This window comes from Dyadobacter flavalbus (assembly GCF_006149045.1).
GTDB classification, from domain to species: Bacteria; Bacteroidota; Bacteroidia; order Cytophagales; family Spirosomataceae; genus Dyadobacter; species Dyadobacter flavalbus.
In genome coordinates, this window is the sequence record NZ_VBSN01000025.1 from 20,264 (window position 1) to 35,881 (window position 15,618).

The 15,618-nt window shown below is 43.9% G+C and carries 11 protein-coding genes; 2 read left to right on the plus strand and 9 right to left on the minus strand.

Annotated elements, in window-relative coordinates; genetic code table 11:
- Positions 1-34: 34 nt before the first annotated feature.
- Together FEM33_RS04525 and FEM33_RS04530 are read left to right on the plus strand one after the other, a co-directional pair.
- On the plus strand, positions 35-3,133 hold the full coding sequence (locus tag FEM33_RS04525; RefSeq protein ID WP_139010919.1) for an SbcC/MukB-like Walker B domain-containing protein: 3,099 nt from the start codon (positions 35-37) through the stop codon (positions 3,131-3,133).
- 99 nt (positions 3,134-3,232) lie between these two features.
- Complete coding sequence (locus FEM33_RS04530) at positions 3,233-4,606, plus strand: high affinity choline transporter 1 (RefSeq protein WP_139010920.1); 1,374 nt, start codon at positions 3,233-3,235, stop codon at positions 4,604-4,606.
- Here FEM33_RS04530 and FEM33_RS04535 read toward each other — a convergent pair.
- The 9 genes from FEM33_RS04535 to FEM33_RS04575 form a co-directional block, all read right to left on the minus strand.
- Positions 4,595-6,490 (minus strand): monovalent cation:proton antiporter-2 (CPA2) family protein, encoded by a 1,896-nt coding sequence (locus FEM33_RS04535; protein WP_139010921.1) that lies wholly within the window; start codon positions 6,488-6,490, stop codon positions 4,595-4,597. The two genes, FEM33_RS04530 and FEM33_RS04535, sit on opposite strands and share 12 nt — an antisense overlap.
- 56 nt (positions 6,491-6,546) lie before the next feature.
- Positions 6,547-7,149, minus strand: a complete 603-nt coding sequence (locus FEM33_RS04540) for an NAD(P)H-dependent oxidoreductase (RefSeq protein WP_139010922.1) — start codon at positions 7,147-7,149, stop codon at positions 6,547-6,549.
- 76 nt (positions 7,150-7,225) lie between these two features.
- The gene (locus FEM33_RS04545; RefSeq protein ID WP_139010923.1) at positions 7,226-8,020 is read right to left on the minus strand and encodes an SDR family NAD(P)-dependent oxidoreductase; all 795 of its coding nucleotides are present in this window, start codon (positions 8,018-8,020) and stop codon (positions 7,226-7,228) included.
- Positions 8,021-8,216: 196 nt separating this feature from the next.
- Complete coding sequence (locus FEM33_RS04550; protein WP_139010924.1) at positions 8,217-9,314, minus strand: DegT/DnrJ/EryC1/StrS family aminotransferase; 1,098 nt, start codon at positions 9,312-9,314, stop codon at positions 8,217-8,219.
- 566 nt (positions 9,315-9,880) lie between these two features.
- Positions 9,881-10,189 (minus strand): hypothetical protein, encoded by a 309-nt coding sequence (locus FEM33_RS04555; RefSeq protein ID WP_139010925.1) that lies wholly within the window; start codon positions 10,187-10,189, stop codon positions 9,881-9,883.
- 220 nt (positions 10,190-10,409) lie between these two features.
- On the minus strand, positions 10,410-10,709 hold the full coding sequence (locus FEM33_RS04560; RefSeq protein WP_138283124.1) for a Dabb family protein: 300 nt from the start codon (positions 10,707-10,709) through the stop codon (positions 10,410-10,412).
- A gap of 29 nt (positions 10,710-10,738) precedes the next feature.
- Positions 10,739-11,830: a sensor histidine kinase gene (locus FEM33_RS04565; RefSeq protein WP_139010926.1), complete on the minus strand. Its 1,092-nt coding sequence runs from the start codon at positions 11,828-11,830 to the stop codon at positions 10,739-10,741.
- Positions 11,831-12,080: 250 nt separating this feature from the next.
- Positions 12,081-13,355, minus strand: a complete 1,275-nt coding sequence (locus tag FEM33_RS04570) for a Glu/Leu/Phe/Val family dehydrogenase (protein ID WP_139010927.1) — start codon at positions 13,353-13,355, stop codon at positions 12,081-12,083.
- Between the two features lie 402 nt (positions 13,356-13,757).
- Positions 13,758-15,437, minus strand: coding sequence for a hypothetical protein (locus tag FEM33_RS04575; protein WP_139010928.1), 1,680 nt, complete (start codon positions 15,435-15,437; stop codon positions 13,758-13,760).
- Positions 15,438-15,618: the final 181 nt, after the last annotated feature.

Genomic DNA, 15,618 nt, shown 5'->3' on the forward strand with positions numbered 1-15,618 from the left:
TTTTGACAGCCGGCGGCCAAAAGCAACCGCATCAATGATACCCAAGTACTTAAAAATAAAAGGTTTATACTCTTACCAGACCGAGCAGGAAATCCATTTTGATGCTTTGACCAATGCGTCGCTCTTCGGGATTTTCGGTTCGGTAGGAAGCGGGAAATCTTCCATTCTTGAAGCCATTACGTTTGCATTGTACGGCGATACCGAGCGGCTGAACAAGGCGGGCGACGATCGTACGTATAACATGATGAATCTTCGTTCAGACGATTTGTTAATTGATTTCGAGTGCATTGCCGGCAAAAAAGCAAGACATTACCGCTTTACCGTAAAAGGAAAAAGGAACAGCAAAAACTTCAAGGACGTCAAAACCTTTGAACGCAAGGCATACATCCGGCATGACGAAAGCTGGCTGCCGCTTTCCGAAAATGAAACGACGGAAAACATTGTCGGGCTGAGCTATGACAATTTCCGGCGCACGATCATCATCCCGCAAGGCCGTTTTCAGGAATTCATTGAGCTGAAAGACAGCGAACGCACAAAGATGATGAAAGAGCTTTTCCAGCTGGAAAAGTATGACCTGAGCCGGAATGTCGGATCGCTTTCCAAAGCAAATGACATGAATTTGTCTCATTTTGAAGGCCAGCTGCTTGGTTTGCAGGAAATATCACAGGAAAAGATAGAAGCGGAAAAGGAGAAAAGGGAGGAAGTAAGGTTTAAAATCAGGGAACTGGAAGATTTGCTTCTGGTACAAACAGAGCTGGAAAGCAGTCTTCAGAAGCAGAAACTGGCAAGCGAGAAAATTCAGTTGTTAAAAAATCAGTTGTCGCAGCTGGAAGCAAAACGTGCCGCCATGCAGCAGCGGGAAGAAATGCTGCGGGTTTTTGAGATCTGTTCATTGCATTTCAAATCGTTTCTGGATCAGAAATCAAATCTGAATGCGGCCATTTCAAAAGCGCAGCAAACGTATGATAACAACCAGCTCCGGATTTCTGAACTGACTGTTCTTGCAGCAAAAGAAACCGAAGTCCTTATTAGGTTAAAGCCTCAATACGAGAAAAAAGAAGAATTGCTGGATACGGCTGAGGAACTGGAAAAGGTCATGCTGATTCTTGAAAACACTTTATCTGCAGAAAAAAAGAAAGGTGCGCTGGCAAGAGGAGAAGAGCAGCTGAAACAAAAGGAAATTGCCATTGATCTGCTCAAAAAGCAAAAGCTGGAAAAGGAAACAGAAAACGAACTGCGTAAAAGCCGGTATGCAGATATTCAGGAAATAAGCCTTGCAAAATCGTGGTTTGACAAGCTGGATACGCTTACTGAAGACCGGATTTCCATCAAGAAAGAAGCCGAAGAATTACAGGCTGCGATCAGTATGCAGCAGGAAGAACTGAAACGCAAGTTGGAGGAAATTACACGGACTTTTTCTTTGAATCTTTTAAGTGATCTTTCGATAGAATCGTTTCAGAGTGCAGTCCAGGAATGTCTTGCTGATATTGAAAATAAAAAGAAATTACTTCATAATCAATTGCTTCAGACCAATACTAAACTGGCTTTGCAGCAGTTTGCAGGCAGTCTGACGGATGGCGAGCCTTGTCCGCTTTGCGGTTCCGGGCATCATCCTGCGGTTCTGCACGCCGATTTTTCCCTTTCGGAAGAAATAAAGGACATTGAAAAACGCGATGCAGCGTGGAACGAAAAGGAAAAGTCCCTGCAGCGTGTACAATCGCCGGTTGAGCGTATGTTTAACCAGATCGAAAATCTTGAAAAACAGAAAGCGGCTATCAAGCAACGCTGGCTGGAAGCCAAAAACCGCATTGAACTGCACGACAAGGAATTTATATGGAGCCGGTTTGATAGAAATGACCGCGATGGTTTTCAGAACTATTTTCATGAAGTCAGTAAAAACCAGAGCAAGATCAGAGAAGCTGAAACGGAACTGAAAAGCTTGTCGGCCAAGCTTGAAGCGGCATTGATTGAAAAAGAGGAAAAGATTGAAAAGCCGCTGCAAAACCTGCGGAACGAAGTTCTTAAACTTGACAATACGGCTGCAACGTTAACAAGTCAGCTTAAAAAAGTAAATCCTGCCGATTTTGAAGGCCAGGAAAAATCGGCTATTTCTGAAAAGATTGCCGGTTTGAAATCCGGGTACAAGGAAATCATCCGTTTGTACGAACAAGCCGAGAAGAACGTTGAGGTGCTGGAAAAGGAGAAAAACATGCTGTCCGGAAGCCAGGCGACTTTAAAAAATGCATTGGAATCCGACGGGCTTAAAGTAAATGATATTCAGAAGCGCATTGATGGAGAACTGAAACTGCATGTATTTGAGTCGGAAGATAAAGTAAGGGAAATTCTGCAGCAGGCCATTCAGACGGAAACCGAAAGAAAGGCGATTCAGGACTATAAATTTTTGCTCGAAACGATAGGAAGAGATCTTCAGAATATGATGGCGGAAAATCAGGATTCGCTGTACGATGCAGAAAAGCATAAAGCCGTTACCGATGCGAAAGAACAGCTTGTTGAAAGTCTTCATAATCAGAGGAAAGAGGAAGGCGGCCTTGACGGACTGATCAGTAAAATGGATGCGGATTTGTCGCGCAAAATGACGCTGGAAAAAGAAAAAAGCCGTCTTCTGCTGCGAAAAGAACATCTGGATGACCTTGCACGGCTTTTCAGGTCGAGCGGTTTTGTGGATTATGCATCGAGTATTTATCTTCAGAATCTTATTCAGGCTGCCAACAGCCGTTTTCACCAGATGACGCATCAGCAGCTGCATCTCGAACTGGGTGAAGGAAACAGCTTTTGGGTCCGCGATCTGCTGAACGGCGGCCACATGCGTTTGCTCAAGACACTTTCGGGCGGCCAGAAATTCCAGGCTGCGTTATCACTTGCACTTGCGCTTGCGGATCATATTCATGTCCGCAACGAGTCGAGGCATAATTTCTTTTTTCTGGATGAAGGTTTCGGTTCGCTGGATAAAAATGCGCTGCAGACTGTTTTTGAAACATTGAAATCGCTGCGAAAAGAAAACCGTATTGTCGGCATTATCAGTCATGTAGAGGATTTACAACAGGAAATCAATACGTACCTGAGCATTACGGGAAGTGAGGACGGAAGCCGGATTGTGGCCAGCTGGCGGTAGGCTCAAAGGACTTTTATGCCTTTTTATTTTAAAATGCTTGTAATATAAATTCGCCGGCCTTTTGTTTGTAAAATCATACAAACCTCCTGTTCAAAATAAATGCTGGCATTCGCAATTCTCGGGTATTTAGTACTTAACCTTGCCATCGGGCTCTGGGCTTCCCGAAAAATTAAGACAACCAATGATTTTGTCCTTGCCGGCAGAAGACTTCCTTTGATACTGGCCGCTTCGGCTACATTTGCCACATGGTTTGGCTCGGAAACCATTATGGGCGCTCCGACGGAGTTTCTGGAAAACGGTGTTTTGGGAATTATTGAAGATCCGTTTGGCGCTGCACTTTGTTTGTTCCTTGTCGGAATTTTTTTTGCGCGCCGCTTTTACAGCATGAACATTATTACGTTCTGCGATTTTTTCAGGATCCGGTACGGTCGCTATGCAGAACTTCTTTCCGCCATTCTGATCATTCCGTCCTATTTCAGCTGGATTGCGGCACAGCTTCTGGCGATGGGAATTGTATTAAAAATCGTGCTCGGCTGGCCGCTTCCCGGATGTATTCTGTTCAGCTCGGTCATCGTCATAGTTTATACGATCTGGGGCGGCATGTGGTCCATTTCGGTTACCGATTTCCTTCAGACCATCATGATCATTGCCGGACTGATCATTGTTTCTTCCGTTTTGTACGAGAAAGTAGGCGGTTTTCAGCCATTGATTGATGCGGCTCCAAAAGGATTTTTCCGTTTTTATCCTGAATTTACTTTCAAGGCATCCGTCGAGTATTTTGCAGCCTGGATTACGATTGGTCTGGGTTCCATTCCGCAGCAGGATGTATTTCAAAGAGTAATGTCTGCCAAATCTGCCTCCGTTTCGGTAAAAGCCACTTTATTATCTTCATTCATGTATCTGACTATTGCCTTGCTGCCGCTTTTCATCGCGCTCTGCGGGCATCATCTTTATCCTGCATCCCGCGGAGACGGACAAATGATCATTCCGAATATGGTTTTGCAGCATATGGGGCTGCCGCTTCAGATTATCTTTTTCGGCGCGCTTGTTTCGGCTATTCTGAGTACAACGAGCAGTGCCATCATGGCGCCTGCGGCAGTTTTGGGAGAAAATGTTTTCAAGTTTTTCAAACCGGAACTGACTGACCAGCAACTTTTGAAAATCATCCGTATCGGAATTGTAGTTATTACAGCGATTTGTATTCTGCTGGCTGTCACCCGCGAAAGCATCTTTGATCTCGTGGCCGAATCTTCCGCTTTCAGTCTTGTGTCGCTTTTTGTTCCGCTGGCGGCAGGTATTTACTGGAAAAACTCCAATGAAGCAGGATGTATTATATCCATGATCGCCGGGCTGGTCGTATGGCTGGCAAGCGCATATCTGGAAACAGCATATCCTCCTTTAATTTACGGCTTGCTTGCCAGCATTGCAGGAATGGCTGCCGGAATTGTAATCAGAAAAAGATCATTCAACTGACTTTACCGGTTTTCTTTCCAAACCTTCATCCTTGCGGTCCCAGCCGGCCAGCGCAGGCAAGTTAATGGCTTCGCGGTCAGCCTGCATGAGCAGTTCAAGTTCTTCTATATGCTGCCGTACAGCAGTTACGTATTCGTCGTCATTTCTTATTTTGGATAAATGCTTCAATGTTTTTTCATCGTGTACAAAAAACATTTTTGCTGATCGCGTCGCTTCGTGCGCGCGGTGGCCGAGCAGTTTCAGCGCATCCACGCCGAGCCGCAGACTGGTATCAAAAGTTTCACGGTAAATGTGCATCATTCCGGCATTCATCAGATCGTAGGCATCGTTCCGGTTTGTGGACCTGACCAGAATATGCAGGTTGGGAAAATGCTTCTTGACTGTTTCGATCAGTTCAAGCCTTTTTTCTTCATCACTGATGGCGATAATAATCATCTGCGCTTTGTTCGCGCCGGCAATATCCAGCAGTTCGTAGCGGGTTGCATCGCCGTAATATACCTTTAAGCCCATTCTGCGCAGGAAGTCCACATTGTCGCTGTCGTTGTCCAGAACCGTAGCTTCCACATTATTTGCACGTAAAAAGCGCCCGATTGTATTTCCGAAATGTCCGTAGCCGGCAATGATAACCGGGTTTTCCTGTTCTTCCACATCGCTCGGCTTCTGAACTTCCAGTCCGGCCTGTACCGCACAAAACCTCGGCAGGATCAATTTTTCATTCAGTACGACAACCAAAGGCGTCAAAGCCATGCTGATCGCGACAACGGCCATCATAATGTCCGACATTTCGCGCGTGAAAACGCCTTGCTGAACCGAAAAGCTTAATAATACAAAAGCAAATTCCCCGATCTGGCTCAGTCCGAAACTGAAAATCAGGTTTTGCGCCATCCTTACCTTGAATATTCTGCCCAGGACCAGAAGAATAACCGTTTTGGAAATCATCAATGCCGCTACCAGTCCGAATATGAGCAAAGGTTTGAGCAAAATGAGCTGAAAATCGATGGAAGAGCCTACTGAAATAAAGAACAATCCAAGCAAAAGTCCTTTGAAAGGATCAATGGAGCTTTCCAGTTCGTGACGGTATTCACTGTTGGCCAGTACAACGCCGGCTATAAACGCGCCGAGTGCCGGGCTCAGACCGATGGAAGTCATCAGTACGGCAATGCCCACAACAAGCAATAAGGCAGTAGCTGTAAACATTTCGCGCATTCCGGTTTTTGCCATCAGCCGGAATACAGGACGCAGCAGATATTTGCCGACAATTATAATCGTAATCACGGCGGTAAGTACAATCAATGCCTGCTGCCATGCCGGAAAAGCACTTATAAGTGAACTGTTTTCGGCGCCGTGTGCGGCATCGTTTGTTTCATGTTCCGCAAGCAAGGGAAAAAGGGTCAGCATGGGAATAATCGCCATATCCTGAAACAGCAGAACGGCAAAGGAACTTTGTCCGGCAACGGTTTTCAGCCAGCCTTTTTCGTCCAGTGTCTGCATCACAATCGCCGTAGACGACATGGCGACGATCATGCCCAGCGCAATTGATTCTTTCCAGCTGACGTTGAAAAGCATGGCTCCTCCGGCAATAACCAGACTTGTAACCCCGACCTGCAAACCGCCAAGCCCGGCAATATCCTTACGCATTCTCCACAACCGCGAAGGTTCCAGTTCCAGCCCGATCACAAAAAGCATCATAACCACGCCGAACTCGGCAAAATGCATGATATCCTGGCCTTCCAGTCCGATAAATTTCAAACCCGCCGGGCCGATGGCAATTCCTGCAACCAGATAACCGAGTACGGAACCCAGTCCAAAGCGTTTGGCAACCGGAACCATAATAACGGCCGAAGCCAGATAAATCATCGCCTGAAAAAAAACAGTCTGCTGCATCGGTTCGTACAGAAATTATAAAAGTAGGGTTAATTTGAAAAGTCCGGAATGTGTTTTCAGGACTCGGCATGAATTGCGGCCAGTTCATTAAGGTATTCCATATTCCTGTAATGTTCCGGACTGATTTCGTTCCTGGCCAGCGCGTTCAGCACGTCTGCATATTGCCTGCCGTGCAAGTCCAGCGATTCCGGCGTCATCGTGTAAGTTTCATGCACTACGAAAGGAGGAAGATATTCCATTTTGCACAAATGGGCCGTCTGGTTAAACGGAAGCAAAAACTGACTGACACTGAAACGGTTGTAACCTGTCTCTTTATACGCATCCCTGCCGCCGCCGCAGGAAACTGCATTAAAGATCTTTTTGCCAGCCAGCTTGTTGCCTTCGGGGCCATATGCCCAGTTATATTCCAGAACCAGATCCTGCCATTGTTTCAGGATCGGCGGACTGCTGTACCAGTAAAACGGATGCTGGAAAATGATGATATCATGTTCCAGCATCCGTTTCTGTTCCCTTTTTACATCTATGTACAGATCCGGATAGTATTCATACAAATCGTTGAACGTGACTCCTTTTACATTTTTGCAATACTTTTCCAATACTTTCTGAACATTGGACTTGCTCAAAGTCGGATGTGCGAACTGGATCAATATTCTGGGCATATAAAATAAATTGTATTCCGGAATTCAATGTGCTATGTAAATATAACAAAATGCCGGCAGAACCCGAAGAAATGGTTTAAAGGATGAACTTGGCCACACCGCCGTCCACTTTCAGCGCAGAACCATTGGTTCCTGACGATAAAGGACTTGATATGTAAGTGACAAGGTTGGCAATTTCTTCCACCGAAGTAAAACGCTGCAGCAAGGACGAAGGCCGTGCATTTTTGAAAAAATCCTTTTCAGCTTCTTCCGCCGTTACACTCGCTGCACTGGCAAGCTGCTTTACAAACTCAGCAACGCCTTCGGATTTGGTAGGTCCGGGTAAAATGGAATTCACCGTAACGCTCGTGCCTTTTGTAAGTTCCGCCAAGCCTCTGCTGATTGCCAGCTGCGCCGTTTTGGTAGTGCCGTAATGAATCATTTCTTCCGGAATGTTGACAGCCGATTCGCTTGAAATAAACAAAATACGGCCCCAGTTTCTGGAAAGCATCTTCGGTAAAAAGTGCCTTGCCAGACGAACGCCGCTCATGACATTTACTTCAAAAAACCGGAACCAGTCTTCATCGGGAATTTCGGTAAACGGCTTTGGCTCAAATATGCCGGCATTATTGATCAGAATGTCAACATCGGGAAGGCTTTCCAGTAATGCAGCCACTTCTTCCGATTTGGAAAAATCAGCAGCTTTGCCTGAAACCTCCGCTTGCGGAAACAAACTTTTCAGTTTGCCAACAGCTTCGTTCACTTTCTGTTCTGTCCTTCCGTTAATGATTACCGATGCGCCTTCTTTCAGTAAACTAGATGCAATTGCGAATCCGATTCCCTGAGTCGATCCGCTGATAAAGGCAGTTTTGCCTTGAAGTTGTAAGTCCATGTTTTTGTATTTTGTACAGCAGATGGAACAACAATCCGGCAGAATTGAATCCCCGAAAGCAAGCCTGTACGCTTTTTCAGGAATTCGTTTAATTTATTAACGGATAAATGTAGTGTTTTGCCTTGTTTGTCATCTGCCATGATGGGTTTTTTATAATACGGTGTCAGGCACAAAACCGAAATGATAACACACAATTTCATGTTTGATCATCAAATCGGTTAACAGTCTGAATGATATATGCCACTTCCGCATCACTCAAAACCGCGTTTAACGGCAGGCTCAGTACTTCCTGATGGATCTTTTTGGTTACGGGCAATTTCAGGTTTCTGTATTCCTTGTATGCTTCCTGTTTATGAATAGGCAGTGGATAATGAACATCCGTTTGTATTCCGTTTGCTTCCAGAAAGGCAATCAGTGCAGTACGGTTTGGATGCCGTACAACAAACAAATGCCATGCATCTTCCTGAATTCTGTCTGCGGGCGGCAAAATGAGGTTCTTTACTTGGATCTCTGTTAAATAACGGCTTGCTATCTGCCTTCTGCGTTCATTTTCCTTGTCGAGATAAGGAAGTTTAACATTCAGAACAGCTGCCTGTATTTCATCAAGACGGCTGTTCATACCCTGAAATTGATTCTGGTAGCGTATAATTGAGCCGTAATTCCGCAAGTACCTGATTTTTTCTGCCAGCTCTTTATCCGGCGTAACAATGGCACCAGCGTCACCAAATGCACCCAGATTTTTTGTGGGATAAAAGCTGAAAGCAGTTGCATGTGCGATGCTTCCTGTTTTTTTGCCATGATATGTAGCTCCGTGTGATTGTGCAGCATCCGTAATGACTTTCAAATTATAACCGTTTGCAAGTTCCAGAATGCGGGCCATTTCGCAGCTGCGGCCGTAAAGATCAGCAGTGATGACTGCTTTGGTTAAAGGTGTTATTTTGTCTGCGATCAATTCCGGATTCAGAAGCATTGTAACTTCTTCGGGCTCAACAAAAACAGGCGTAAGGCCAAGGAAGCTCAGCGGCAAAACGGTTGCGATGTAAGTATTGGCCGGGACAATGACTTCACTTTTTTCCGGAAATTCAAAAGCTTTCAGGATCAATGTAAGAGCATCCAGCCCGTTTGCTGTTCCGATGCAATATCCGGCTTCACAATATGCTGCAAAGGATTTTTCAAATTCATCTACTTTATTTCCCAAAACATACCGGCCCGAACGCAGTACCCGAATGGCTGCTTCTTCAATGGCCTGCATATAAGGTGCATTCACCCGTTTTAAATCCAGAAAAGGAATCATTGCGGCAAAAACTGTTGCCGCAAATACGGCTTATTTATGGAATACGCCTGAGCGTAAAATTTATTGGAAAGTACCAGCGGCATATCGTTGTTCAGCAATCCGTTCAAAGCGCTTTTCGTCTGTTGCTGCTCCAAGATACGGGCAAATGTCGCATTGAAACAATTTCGGGTTACGCCAGTTATCATCAGGAAAAACGGTGTGATTTTGCTGTAGACGATTTAAAAGAATTTTGAAGCAATTTTTATTTCAACGAACAATAAATGTGGGTTAAAGTATTTGATTTCAGCTTACTAAAAATACAGTGCTATTTCAAAGAACCCTTTTATCTTTAAAAATGATGCTGAAATACATTTTCCTGAAAAGTCATATAAATGATCAAAAGGTATTCTGCAACGGATTGTTTATGGCCAGGCAACATGGTTGAACCGAAAAGGAAACAGCTGAATTTGCTGAAAGAAGACTTGAATGATTTATGCGGATTTTGCTGCCGTAATTATTCAGAAAAAGAAAAAGCCGCCAGGTTGAAAAGTTCAACCTGGCGGCTTTCCTTCTTTTTAACTTGAAATTTATCTTCTTGGGCCGTGCGTACGGGCAGAATTGCGTCCGTACTGGTTTCCGCGGTTATACTGACGTCTGTAATTTCTGTCATACTGACGGCTGGATCTGTGACGTTCCGCATGAACAACCCTTGGAGGCGGCGTATGTTTTACGATAATTCTTCTGGGTGGCGGCGGTGGCACCGGATATCTGTAACCATATCCGTAGCGGTAGCCATAATCATACCCCGGATTGTACGACCTGTATGTACAGGATGAAATGCTGATTGCGGCAATAACTGTCATGATAACGGACAGTATGATTCTGTTTTTTCTCATGGCACTGGATGTTTTATACTGTTGATAAAACGGAAGCGAAAAGGAAATAGTGCCTTTTTAAAAGCTGTAAATAACAACAACAGCAGCCAGAAATAAAGTTATCCACAGTGTGGATTAGTTGTAGTGTATAGGCATTCCTTTGATAATGAGTAAGTTAGCATGTTATCAACAAGTTATCCACAAAATTCGTGTGGATAACTTGTTAACAATTGTTGTATAATTATGCCTCCACGTCATAAATCACAACACGTTCCCAAAGATGAGCGCAGTCTTCGACAAATTTCTTGTGCAGCGGATGAACCTGATACACATCATGTGCGGCTTCATCGGCAAATACAAGAATCTCGGCAAAATCATAAGTTGCATCAATAACCGGCCGGCGTGTGGAAGCAGGCGTTCCGATATACACAGATTCAATGGATTCGATGGCTTCCAGCGATTTTATACCTGCATGAAGCGCTTTTCTTGCTTCTTCATTATCTTTTTCTTTCAGCCAAAAAAATACGTTGTGAACAAACATGGGTCTTTAATTATAAGTTATACAATCGATTAAGAATTTGATTCTGCTAAAATGATTTCCTGATCATCCGTATCCGTGGATTCTACGGAAGCTTTTTCCAGCTTGAAGGAAAATGTGGTTCCTTTTTCAGGCTTGGACATAACAGCGATTTTGGTGCCGTGCGCATTCAGGATGTGTTTTACAATGGCCAGCCCCAGGCCAGTTCCGCCGATTTCCTTTGAACGGCTTTTATCAACGCGGTAAAATCTTTCAAAAATACGGTTCAAGTGTTCCGGTGAAATACCCGGGCCATTATCACGGATAGCAACTTCAATGTATTTTTTGCCTTCGTTGAAATGGACAATGACTTTTCCGTTTTCATTGCCGTATTTGATTGCATTCTCGATCAGGTTCAGCATAACTTGTTCCATCCGGTCGGGATCAGCTTTGACCCATACTTCTGGCATATTGTCCGGTTTTATCTTCAATGCAATGTTGCGGTCTGCTGCAATATTTTCCAGACGGCCGTAAATATTGGATGTAAGCAACCTGATATCCATCGGAAGGAAATTCATTTTGATGTCTCCCGTTTCCATCTGAGAAAGTACCAGCAGGTCTTTAACCAGAATATCGAGACTGTCCAGGTTTTTTGCTGCTTTCAGGAGAAAGCGTTCGCGTACATTTTCATCTTCCATGGCACCGTCAAGAAGCGTATGTATAAAGCCTTGGGCCGCAAAAATCGGCGTTTTAAACTCATGGGAAACATCCGCAAGGAACTCTCTGCGGAAAAGTTCGAGTTTTTTAAGCTCGTCAATTTCTTTCTGTTTTTTGGTAACGTAAACAAAAATTTCATCATTGATCGTCCTGAGCGGATTGGATTCCTGAATCAGTTTTTTCCGCGGTGCAATGTTAAAATCCCTCATTTTAAGCTTCTGAATCGTACGGTACATCTTGTTCACTTCCCGAAATACAAGAATATCCACGGTATAAAGAACCAGAAAAAAAGAAGTGACAAACGAGGAAATAGCCGTAACAAAAAGCATCCCTTTTGAAACTCCGTCTACAAATGCCAGAAAAGTGGTTGTCAGGAGTGAGATCAGAAAAGCGAGAATGATTGCTATGAAGCGCGGGCTTAATGACATGGTTTTAATTGTAAAAGGCCTGGATTAATTTGCTTCCGGTAAATTCTGCTGACATCCGGTAAAGCCTGAATTAAGAAAGCATATTTTTTAAAGTATTAAAGTTAATAATCTGTTATCAGGAAAATGCTTTTTACGGATCATAGTTCCATTTTATTAAATTTATGATAACATTGGAATGCTGCAGCACGCCACTTAAAAGCAAAAAAGCCGCTTTCCGGAGAAAACGGCCTGCAATCTGCTGATGAATTTCCTAAAATCCTCCGCGGTATTTATATGTACTTGAAACTTTGTCAATAGCAACAATGTACGCAGCAATGCGAAGCGAAACCTTGTACTTGAGAGACGTTTCATAAACTTTGTCGAACGAATCTTTCATAATCCGGTCCGTACGGCGGTTGATGCGTTCCAGCGTCCATTTGTAACCGATGCGGTTCTGCACCCATTCGAAATAGGAAACGGTAACGCCGCCGGCATTGGCCAGGATATCCGGTACAACCATAATGCCTTTTTCATTGATAATATCGTCCGCTTTGAAGGAAGTAGGGCCGTTTGCGCCTTCCACAATCATTTTGGCCTGAATTCCCGCAGCATTTTTCCGGGTAATCACGTCTTCTTTGGCGGCAGGAACCAGCACGTCAACAGGTAAAGTAAGCAGATCGTCGCCGGGTATCAGTTCTGCGCCGGGATAACCTTCCAGAGAACCATTATTACTGTTACGGTACGCAGCAGCATCCGCTACATCGATTCCTTTATCGTTATAATATGCACCTGAAATATCACTGATGGCATGAATGGCAACACCACGTTCCCGCAAAAGCAATGCTGCATACGAACCTACATTTCCAAAGCCCTGAACTGCCGCCGTCGCACGGTAAGGATTGATCCTCAGCTTTTCCATTCCCGCAAGCGCCGATACCATTACACCACGGCCCGTCGCTTCCGTGCGGCCCAGCGAGCCGCCCAGTACCAATGGTTTTCCAGTGACGACTGCAGGCACTGTCATGCCTTTCGACTTGGAATATTCATCCATTAACCAGGCCATTTCACGCGGGCCTGTTCCCATATCCGGCGCAGGAATATCCTGATCGGGGCCAAATACATCCAGCAGGGCAGTGGTATAAGCGCGCATTAACCTTTCAATTTCACCTGCCGACATTTCACGCGGATTGCACGCAACGCCTCCTTTTGCACCGCCGTAAGGAATATCAACAACGGCACATTTCCATGTCATCCAGGCTGCAAGCGCCCTTACTTCGTCAATATTTACATCCGGGTCAAAACGGATTCCGCCTTTGCTTGGGCCGAGAATAGTGGAATGGATTACACGATACCCTTCAAAAGTCCTGATTTCTCCCGAATCCATGGTAACCGGCAAGCCGACAATTACCTGCTTGCGAGGCACTTTCAGTATGTGATACATTTCTTCTGAAATTCCCAGAAGTTCAACAGCTTTATCAAATCTCTGCATCATTGACTCCAACGGATTTTCTTTATCCTTAATCGGAGCAGGTTCTATATACGACATTGTGCTTACTTTAATTTACTGGTAACTAGTATGTTAATGAATAACTTGTATTCTACAACACAAACTTACGCTATTTGATTTTATTATAACAGAAAACTAAAAAATCTTGGAATAGTATAAATTTTAGCGTAGTGAAGATTGTTTGTCATTTTTCATTTTGTTTAAAACGAACTATTGTACAGGTTACTTTATGCCAAATTTGCCTACTGGGTTTTCCGGTTTTATGAAATACGAAAAAGTATGCTTTTGCCGGGCCTTCTTTTATAGAACGCATGTGTATTTCCGGGATTGATTGCCAATCCGGAATTATTTACAGGAAAGAAGTAATGATGTATGCAGGAAAAGATGAGCCTGGTCAGTAATTCTTTAAGGCTGAAAAGGCATTTAGCAGCATTAAAAATATTATTTACCTGTAATCTGATAGTTGATAAGCCGCACTTGTTCTTTTTCTTCCGGGCAAAATACAGCAAACTTGTAAACTTCGCCTTTCGGAATAAAATCAAACATGTCTTCTTCAGCGTAAAAGCCGTCTTTAAAATATTTAAGTTGCTTGATCATATTGAGTCTTCCGTTTTTCAGAGGATTTGCAACAGACAAAAAGATATTTTTTTCATTGTAGGTTACCAAATATATTCCTTTTGGCTGATTAGAAGTTGAAGGATACTCGTTTGTATTGAACGAAATGCTCTTTCTGAGCTTGCTGCTGGAATCTGTATTATCGGTAACTTCAATACTTTCCAGCGTTCTGGCTGAATCAATCGCCTGATGCGTCAGTTCCGGAAAAATCGGATGAAAATGAAAAACCGGCTCCGGATTCTTTTTTATGGTATCACTGACAAACTTGCTTGCTTTTTCAAAGTATGCAGTTTTGCTGTAAATAATCCATTTTCCATGGTGATTGTAGTTATATAATCCTGCCAGACTGTGGCATTGGTAATCGACAAACTTTTCATAATAAACGTAATAGTTAAATAACAGCAGCGCCGCACTTATTCCTGTAAAAACCGCAGCAACTATTTTTCTTTTATCATAATAAATCAGGCACCAAAGATATACCAGTAAAAAGGCAGCCATGGAGTAGATTTTATATCTGCTTGAAATAGTTGTCATTTGTTCCGATTGTGTTCGTGAAAAGGCGATTACAGCAGAAGTGATCATAATGAAAATCGCCATTCCCGCCCAAGTCACCTGAACCGGTTCTGCCCTGTTCAATAGGATTTTTATAATGCCCCATATCAAAACTGCCGTCAGAATGATGCCGGCAAGCAGTGCAGGGAAATTCTGGTACACGACCGGGCCATTGACATTTTCAACATAATTAAACGTGCCTCCGACAAACGCAAAGAAGTTGTTAAACAGATAAATGGGGTATTTGAAATGCACAGTCCATCCGAAAGCATTGGTGGCACTGTACATTTGGAAATTCCTGAAGTAGAAAGCGACAGCTGCGGAGCCGGCGGTGATCCAGATGGCTGCATGTTTGATCTTTCCCGATTTAAAAAGGACAACAGCACCAGCCACAAACACAAACATTCCATTCCCGAACGAGTACGTTGCAAGTATCGCAATCAATATTGCCAGAACAAAGGTGATGGGAGAAGAAATGGCCAGCAGAAAAATGGAAATGATGCCCATAAGACAAACCGGCATGTATACGGTGCTTGCTCCTGCCCAAAGATTGCCTTCATACATTACCGGACTGAATAGGGTTAAAACAGCAGGAATCAGGTAAGATACAGATAGCTGTATCTTATGTAGCAGCTTGTAAAACAAGAAAGTTATGCCCAGTAAAGAGAAGTTGCCGATCAAGGCAATGGATTTAAAATTGACAGCTCCGTGTATCCAGTAAGAAACCAGTGCTGTAAATCGGGAGTATACAATCCGGTGCTCCACCCATTGTTCAAATAACAACCGGAAGCATTCCTTCCAGCTTTTTGCATCTTTAAACGCCTGTGTAAACAGCAGAAGACAATACAGGTCATCCCCGTTCGGGATGTCAGCTGTATTTTGTATGATGAAATAAAAATAGGAACAGATGATGCAGATGCATGTAATCAGTGAAAAGTAACGGACAGGACGCATTGGTCAAAAACTGGTACAATGCAATTTACTCAGCCATGGAGAAGCCACACGTACATGTACGTGCTGTAATGTTCTGCCGGCACGTAGGAATTATCAAATGGAAAAATGACTGTTTACTGAGCCTGAACAGGCCATTGAATCCTGTCAAAAACAAAAAAAGCCGGAAGATTTCTCTTCCGAC

What these genes read in the sequence shown, in the direction of transcription:
- FEM33_RS04525 (WP_139010919.1), top strand. Translation starts at nt 35, where the DNA reads ATGATACCCAAGTACTTAAAAATAAAAGGTTTATACTCTTACCAGACC.
- FEM33_RS04530 (WP_139010920.1), top strand. Translation starts at nt 3,233, where the DNA reads ATGCTGGCATTCGCAATTCTCGGGTATTTAGTACTTAACCTTGCCATC.
- FEM33_RS04535 (WP_139010921.1), bottom strand. Translation starts at nt 6,490, where the DNA reads ATGCAGCAGACTGTTTTTTTTCAGGCGATGATTTATCTGGCTTCGGCC.
- FEM33_RS04540 (WP_139010922.1), bottom strand. Translation starts at nt 7,149, where the DNA reads ATGCCCAGAATATTGATCCAGTTCGCACATCCGACTTTGAGCAAGTCC.
- FEM33_RS04545 (WP_139010923.1), bottom strand. Translation starts at nt 8,020, where the DNA reads ATGGACTTACAACTTCAAGGCAAAACTGCCTTTATCAGCGGATCGACT.
- FEM33_RS04550 (WP_139010924.1), bottom strand. Translation starts at nt 9,314, where the DNA reads ATGATTCCTTTTCTGGATTTAAAACGGGTGAATGCACCTTATATGCAG.
- FEM33_RS04555 (WP_139010925.1), bottom strand. Translation starts at nt 10,189, where the DNA reads ATGAGAAAAAACAGAATCATACTGTCCGTTATCATGACAGTTATTGCC.
- FEM33_RS04560 (WP_138283124.1), bottom strand. Translation starts at nt 10,709, where the DNA reads ATGTTTGTTCACAACGTATTTTTTTGGCTGAAAGAAAAAGATAATGAA.
- FEM33_RS04565 (WP_139010926.1), bottom strand. Translation starts at nt 11,830, where the DNA reads ATGTCATTAAGCCCGCGCTTCATAGCAATCATTCTCGCTTTTCTGATC.
- FEM33_RS04570 (WP_139010927.1), bottom strand. Translation starts at nt 13,355, where the DNA reads ATGTCGTATATAGAACCTGCTCCGATTAAGGATAAAGAAAATCCGTTG.
- FEM33_RS04575 (WP_139010928.1), bottom strand. Translation starts at nt 15,437, where the DNA reads ATGCGTCCTGTCCGTTACTTTTCACTGATTACATGCATCTGCATCATC.